The organism is Palleronia sp., from assembly GCF_042089775.1.
Lineage (GTDB): Bacteria > Pseudomonadota > Alphaproteobacteria > Rhodobacterales > Rhodobacteraceae > Palleronia.
Window position 1 is genome coordinate 1 of record NZ_JBELKF010000131.1, and the last position, 6,642, is coordinate 6,642.

The following is a 6,642-nucleotide window of genomic DNA, read 5'->3' on the forward strand; positions in this document are numbered from 1 at the left end:
GGCCATCGCCCTCGCCGCTACCGTCATCTTCTGGTTATGAGTCCAGAGCCTAAGCTCCCGAGAGCAAGTGCGCTCTATGCGATGCGACGATTTCATCCGGATCGTGGGCGATGATTACATTCGGGTCATCGATGAGTTGGAAGAATGCGTCGCAGAATCTATTGGGGTGCCCGAGATTCTCGCGAATCTCCGGCATATGAGTAACTGCAACGAGTCCGTTTACAGTTCGCCGAACTTCCAACATGCGATCCACGACTGCTGGTGACCGACAATCTCCGACGAGGCTCAGATCATACTGATTCAAGCTCGCACTACGGCCGACCATCTCCGGCGGCACCAGACGAAGTCGGTCCTCTTGCGCGGATGGTTGCATCGCACTCCCGGTCCGCCATTGATACTTGAAGATCTCATGATAGTAGCGCCGGAGCCCGTGCCGGGTCGAGCCGACATGTGTGGCTTTCCGGTTCGTGAGTGACGTGTCCATCACTAGGCTGAAGGCGAGAGGCACGTCTCGGTCAATCCAGGCCACGCGATTTTTCCCGTAGGCGTTAGTGACGCGGTAGATAAACTCCGAGTCTGCCGAGAACCGCAAGGGATCCCAGAAACCAAGCTCACTGAGAACCCGCGATCGAACCATGAAAGACGGATAGCTCGGACGGACGAGATTCGGTCCTAAGCTCCACGACGTGAATTCAAGGCTTTCGCTAGCTCGAACCCAGTGGCTGCCGGTTGCCATCAACCCGGGATTCTGGTCGAAAGCTCGGAGATGCCGTTCAATCTTCTCGGGGTGCGACCAATCGTCTGCATCATGGACAGTTACGAACTCGCCGCTTGCATGGCGTGCGCCGAAATTGCGCGCTTTGTAGGCGCCACCATTACACGCTACATTCAGTACAACGATGCGTGAGTCGGTATCCGCAAGTTCGGCTAACCTTTCTTGTGTCCCGTCAGTGCTGCCGTCGTCCACAAGAATGACCTCAACATCGGCGTAGGTCTGATCAAGGATCGACTTGATTGCCCCGTTGATTGTATCTAGAGCATTGAAAATCGGAAATATCACCGAGACTTTGCCGTGGCCCGAGGACTGTCTCGGCTTTGCCGCTCCCGCGAGACCGGAAAATGTAGGGTGGTCATCAGGACTAACTAATGCGATAGGCGAAATATCGCGGTTCACGAAGATCGGGCTAATCCTGTCAAGCTTCCCCGCGCCCTCCGTCTCGCAGTTGGACATGACAAGCCGACTGTTCGAGCATGTAAAGTCGACATCTGCGACTTGTGTCTGTTTTCGGGCTTCATCCCGATTGCCCATCTTGAGGTGAAGCTGACTTTTCATCAGCGCAACGGATTTCACCTCAGAATTCCCTATCGTATCGACGGGGATGGTTTCAAGTTCAGCAACTGCCTCCGCGTACATTCCCTGTGCCTCCAAGCCTACCGCGATCGCTCGACAGGCTTTGGCATAGTCGACGCCGCTTAAGTCCGGCCTGGCACGGATTCTCTCGAGGATGGCAAGCGCATCTTCCGCCTTGCTCGACCAGAGATAGCTTTCCAAACGAGCAAAGGTTTCACCACTTATGCTCCTCCCGGGGATACGGGCATTGGGTAACGGTCCTGCGCCGTGTTTCCGAGACTTCAGGAGGATGGAACTGATCGGATAGCCTCTCGCCCTATACTTCCCGATCATGATCGGCAAAGAAAGTGGTAGCAACACCACGATGGCAAGAAGCCTCACCCCCCGCCGCATTTTTGGCAGACTGCGAACAGGACGGCTACTCGGGGCAGTTTTTTCGGCCCGGTCTTGATTAGCTTCAACCATTCTTGGATCCCGTCGTTTCTGGGTGTTGCCTCTCCGGTAGAATTGGGCAACCCGATCTTCTGTGGCAAAAGGCATCTTGACCGAAGCCATCAAAGCGCTGCCCAACCTGTTCCATCTTCCCACAGCGCCCACTTTTCGTCCTGCGCAGGGCGGGCCGACGGAATCGGCTAGCTCGATAGAACTCAGATTTTTCCGAACCTTTCTTCGTACTCTGCGCGCTTCTTTCTGTTCCAACGCAGTTTGGATTCAAGGTTCTTTATTGTCTCACGCATTTCGTCCAGCTTGGGCGTATTTCTAGGGCTTTCCTGCCCGCCGGTATTTTTCCTCAGGTGCCGTTGCTGCGCAAAAGTGAAGGCATTCTGTCGATTGAAGAGACCGAGCATCTCAACCATTGCTGCAATATCCGGGGGTAAAGGTCCGATCTTCGGATAGGCTTCAATCGCCACACCAGCCGCCTCTATAAGAGCACCAACGTTTGTCCGGTCGTCGAGCCGCAGCTCTGCTGCCGCACGGCAATCTCGCCGCAGCGCATCCTGGTCTGCTTCGAACAACGTCCATAGCAAGCCACGCGCAAAATCGGAAACATCAAAAGGCCTAGCCAGATAGCCGGTCTTTCGATGCTCGAGAAGGCAGGCGAGGCCAGACGTCTGAAAGGCGACGACCGGTGTCCCAGAACACAGAGCCTCGGAGGCAACCACTGAAAGGCTCTCCTGGAGTGCAGGAATGGCAACTACGTCTGCGGCGGCGAACAGCGCCATCTTCTGCTCCTCATCCGATACAAAGCCGAGATGAGAAATTTGAGCTCCCTCGCTGCCAGAGACCTGCTTCTTACCCATAACCGCAACGTGGACCTTCGAAAGCTTCCGATGCTTGCGCAATGCGGAGAGTGCGAGGCGCGTTCCTTTGCGAGGGTTGCTTAAGGAGTGGGCGGACAGCAGAATGACCTTTCCCGTTTCTGGAAGGCCGAAACGGCGGCGCAGAGTTGCTTTGTCCTCCTTTGGGGAGCGGACGCGATCAAGATCAATCGGATTGGTACATGTGCGGATCATATGCCTCCGAGTCAATGGAGCATCGCGCAGCATTTCCGCCATCCAGCCGGAAATTGGAGCGAAGACCATGTCCTTGCGGTAGGAATAAACCTGCTCCTTCAGGGAATACTGGATTTCTGCCTTAACCTTTTCTCCCGGATCGTTGATGATTGGGCAGTTACGGCATTCGGACTTGTACCCCTCGCAGGTTAGGACCGACTCGTATTCCGGATCGAGCTCATCCGGTCGGGTCTCGATGCTCTCGGGGGGCAATTTGAACAGGCACCCGCCGGTGTGAATCCAGTTGTCACGTGCGACCCAGACGATGGGATAGGGCAGCAACGCGATATCTAGAACCGACATGACGCGCCGATCGATCGCACCGAGGATCAGACAGTCAGGAGCGAAGGCGTTGACTCGTGCATGCAGTTCAGCGGAGCGTTCCGGTTCGTGAAGAGAATGCCAGTAGGCGCCCTTCGTCCCGTTGACCGGCATGTCAATCATGCGCCCATCATCTTCGGATTGGGTGTCGACGCTGATCTGCTCTACTGTATGACCTTGCGCCTCGAGAGCTTTAGCCAACCTCTGGCTCGATGCCGCGGCACCTGCGCCGAATTCGACGTTGAATGATGTGGAGATCAGTGCCAGCCGGAGCTTACGAAGGGGCATTGGGACTTGACCGTGAGGAATGTCCGGCCGTGGCAGCGTCCGCATTATGGAACGCTGCTTCACCCAATTGTTCGGCGGGCGCTCAGGACGAGCTACGGCATCGAACCCACGCTGCTTTAGCCAAGTTTCTGCTTCCGGATCAAATTGGCCTAAACGATTGACGATTTGCTGCATCCACCGCTTGATCTGTGCGGCCTCGCTCTCAGTCTCGAGAGAAAACCCCGAGCCGCGAAGCGTCTCGAGGTGGTCTTTGCCGTAGAGCAAGATGTCGTTTTCGGTGCACATCACTGGCTTGTCCGCGAGCTCAGCGATCTTTTGAGCCTGCTTCCAGTTGCTTTCCAGGAAAAGGATCTCGTCGCGTGCCCTATACACTTCCGCTTTGAACGGGGCATGCGCCCTCAAGCGCCTACGCTCTTCCGCCGTAGGCAGGTCGAGCATGATGAGCTCGTCGTATTTTACCCCGTTTGCCTCTAGCCACGCCTCAGTCTCGGTGCGCCATCGTTCGAGCCGAGAAGTGACGATGCCGGAGAGTTTTTTTTGCGGAATCGCCAGAGGCTCGGCCGCTTTGAGGAAAGCGGCGTATCGCGGCCCGTCATCGTTATCTTCGTCGGAAGGGTCAAGGCAAAGAACGCCATCCATGTCGAAGAGGGCATGCTCTCCGATGATGTGGTTGCGATAGTTCCACTGGAACACCCGCGGTTGCGGCACAACGGAAAGGATCACGTCGGCGAGGCCCGAGGGAGGCGTATCCTCTAGGCCATAGACTGCAAGAAACGTGAAGGAGAATTCTTCCCCGAACATCGATGACAGCCGCTCGCGCACACGGCGCAATTCCGTTCCCGTATTTACGGAATCGTCAACAACAAGAACCCGCAGCGGACTTTGTTTTTCTGCTTTGGCGTACTTCCTCACGCCAGAACGCAGCCCGTAGCTGAACTCGAAGCTATTCAGGTCGATCAACTTCCGGTTCAGGAAGGAAGCGAGCATAGTCGCGGGAATCATTCCAGATTTCGGGATGCCAACAACCAGATCGACGACCGGTATTCTTTGAAGACCGGCGGCAATATCACGCGCAAGATCTCCGTAGGACTTATAATGAAACATGAGGCGTCCGTGCTTACGATGACATATTCATCCCAGTGGGATGATCAGGAGGCGGGAGTGCAAAGAAGAACGAGTTCCTTGCACAGGTCTGCTGATAGCTTCCGTACCTCGAACTTGTAGCCGAGATCCCAAGAATCAAGCATTGGCTTAATGCCAAAGAAGTCCTGCGCCGTGTGATAGATCGAGATGACGAGGGCGGGGCGGCACCTTTCGATCGTGGACCGCGCACCGAGCAGTACATCGTGCTCCAGCCCTTCAACGTCGAGCTTGATGAGCCCGATGTCCAAAGCCTCCGTCTCGCAATAGGAATCGATGGAAGTGATCTGAATCAGTCTAGCGTTCGCTTCTTCAAAGCCGCTCTTTCGAATCGTCGAGGCTCCGAGTTCAGTGCCCCAGAGCCGCATTTCGCCGGGCTTACTGCCCAAGCCCTTATTGACGGCCCGTATGCGGTCTTCCATGTTCCAGTCCGAGACTAGCTTTCTCATGCGGGCGAAATTACCGGGCTCCGGTTCGAACGCGTGAACCCGCCTCGCTGCGTAGTTTTGAACGAACATATGGGCGGTGTCGCCGATATAGGCGCCACCGTCGATCACTTCACGGCCGCGGACGGCCTGGCGAAACGCGGTTGTCGCGAAGCGCAGTCCGCTATCGGAGAGTAACTCTGGTAGTGGTGCCTCCGGAAGAGAGAGGCGGCTTTTTACCGCATCCAAGGCGTCCCCGCTTTTCGTGCCAATTACCCCAACCTCGCGTAGCCGGCGCGCGGTAGGCTTAGTCAGCATAGCCTCGGCTCCCTCGGAAGAAATTTTTAGGACGTTCAGGATTTGATCGGGGAAGAAATGCGGCATCATTTCCGTCTGCCGCTCGCAAATCTCAGCTGACTCCTCGTCCATGCCTTCGATCAGCCTCAAGAGGTCTGCCTTTAGTTCTGCAGCCGTTCGCTCTGCATAATAATCCCGCCAAGCCGAGCGGTACGCCGCGTTGAAGGCCAAGAATTTCTCTACGCTGAGCATCTGGACATTGTCATTCTTCTGTTCTATCTTAAGAATCCTCGGTTCGCGTTATGTAGTGCTAATGATAGTGGGGTTCTTTGCCTTTTTCCGCAGTGGACCTGAGGGTGCGGTTGGGCGGCGACTTCTACCTGAGTATCAAACAGTAGCACTGGGCGAACTTCAACCCCTCAGCAGGGGCAATTCCGGCTTGTCTGTCATCCAGCCGGACCCGAATCTTTACCGACTGCGACGCAGCCCGGCAATGTCCGCGGTGTGAGGCCACTGGAGCACGTCGATGGACGTTTTGGGGTCGCTCGAGCTTGTGGTGCTGCACCCAAAACGGCTGGCTTTGCCTGCGTTGCTGCCCGCTCCGCTCACGCTGAGGTCACTTCCACGGCTTCAGGCGGTGTTACTGGACGATGCGGCGGATGTTGAGGTGACGATGCCGTCACCGCGATCTTGGCCCAGGCACGAGGCCGGGGTGCTCACGAGTGTGCGGCCCACGTTGTTGGCCTGTGTGCCGCAGGTATCGCGACACATACGCGCGTCATCGGTTGGGATGGCTCTCGCTTGGTCTATGAGGTCTGCGGGTGCCGCCTGCGGGCGTAATTTCCGTGCTCTCAAACAGCCTCCGATCTCCTGCGCAAACCCAATGCAGGAAACCGGAAGATGGATGCTCGTACACTCCGAAGACGTACCCGATTGTCATGCGAATGTCCGGCATGGTTCCGAGCGACCTGCGCGGCTACGAGGCACATGGGCTGCGCAACGGCGGAGATCTGGCGCACGTAGATTGCACCCGAAGCGAAAACAACAAGAGGTTCATCGGCGAGGAGAACTGGGTCGAGCTCGCGCGGGAACGCGTCGCCGAGATGGCGCTGGAGAACCACGTCGCCGAAATCGAGAGCCTGAAAGCCCGCAGCCGGAAGAAAGATCTGCAGCGCCGTCTCCGGGAGGGGCCCAAGGACCCGTGGAGGCCAACTAGGCTCTGGACTCATAACCAGAAGATGACGGTAGCGGCGAGGGCGATGGCCGA

At 56.7% G+C, this 6,642-nt stretch carries 3 protein-coding genes and 1 pseudogene; 1 reads left to right on the plus strand and 3 read right to left on the minus strand.

Annotated elements, in window-relative coordinates; genetic code table 11:
* Positions 1 to 49: 49 nt before the first annotated feature.
* From ACFDS3_RS18270 to ACFDS3_RS18280, 3 genes are all read right to left on the minus strand, one after another.
* Entirely contained in the window at positions 50 to 1,816 is a 1,767-nt protein-coding gene (locus tag ACFDS3_RS18270) for a glycosyltransferase family 2 protein (protein ID WP_375263782.1), read from the minus strand.
* 182 nt (positions 1,817 to 1,998) lie between these two features.
* Positions 1,999 to 4,617, minus strand: coding sequence for a glycosyltransferase (locus ACFDS3_RS18275; RefSeq protein WP_375263783.1), 2,619 nt, complete (start codon positions 4,615 to 4,617; stop codon positions 1,999 to 2,001).
* A 44-nt stretch (positions 4,618 to 4,661) separates the two neighbouring features.
* Positions 4,662 to 5,606, minus strand: a complete 945-nt coding sequence (locus ACFDS3_RS18280) for an FkbM family methyltransferase (RefSeq protein ID WP_375263784.1) — start codon at positions 5,604 to 5,606, stop codon at positions 4,662 to 4,664.
* A 722-nt stretch (positions 5,607 to 6,328) separates the two neighbouring features.
* On the opposite strand from ACFDS3_RS18280, the pseudogene ACFDS3_RS18285 reads away from it, so the two are divergent.
* Positions 6,329 to 6,642 (plus strand): annotated as a pseudogene (locus tag ACFDS3_RS18285) (hypothetical protein); the annotation flags it as partial.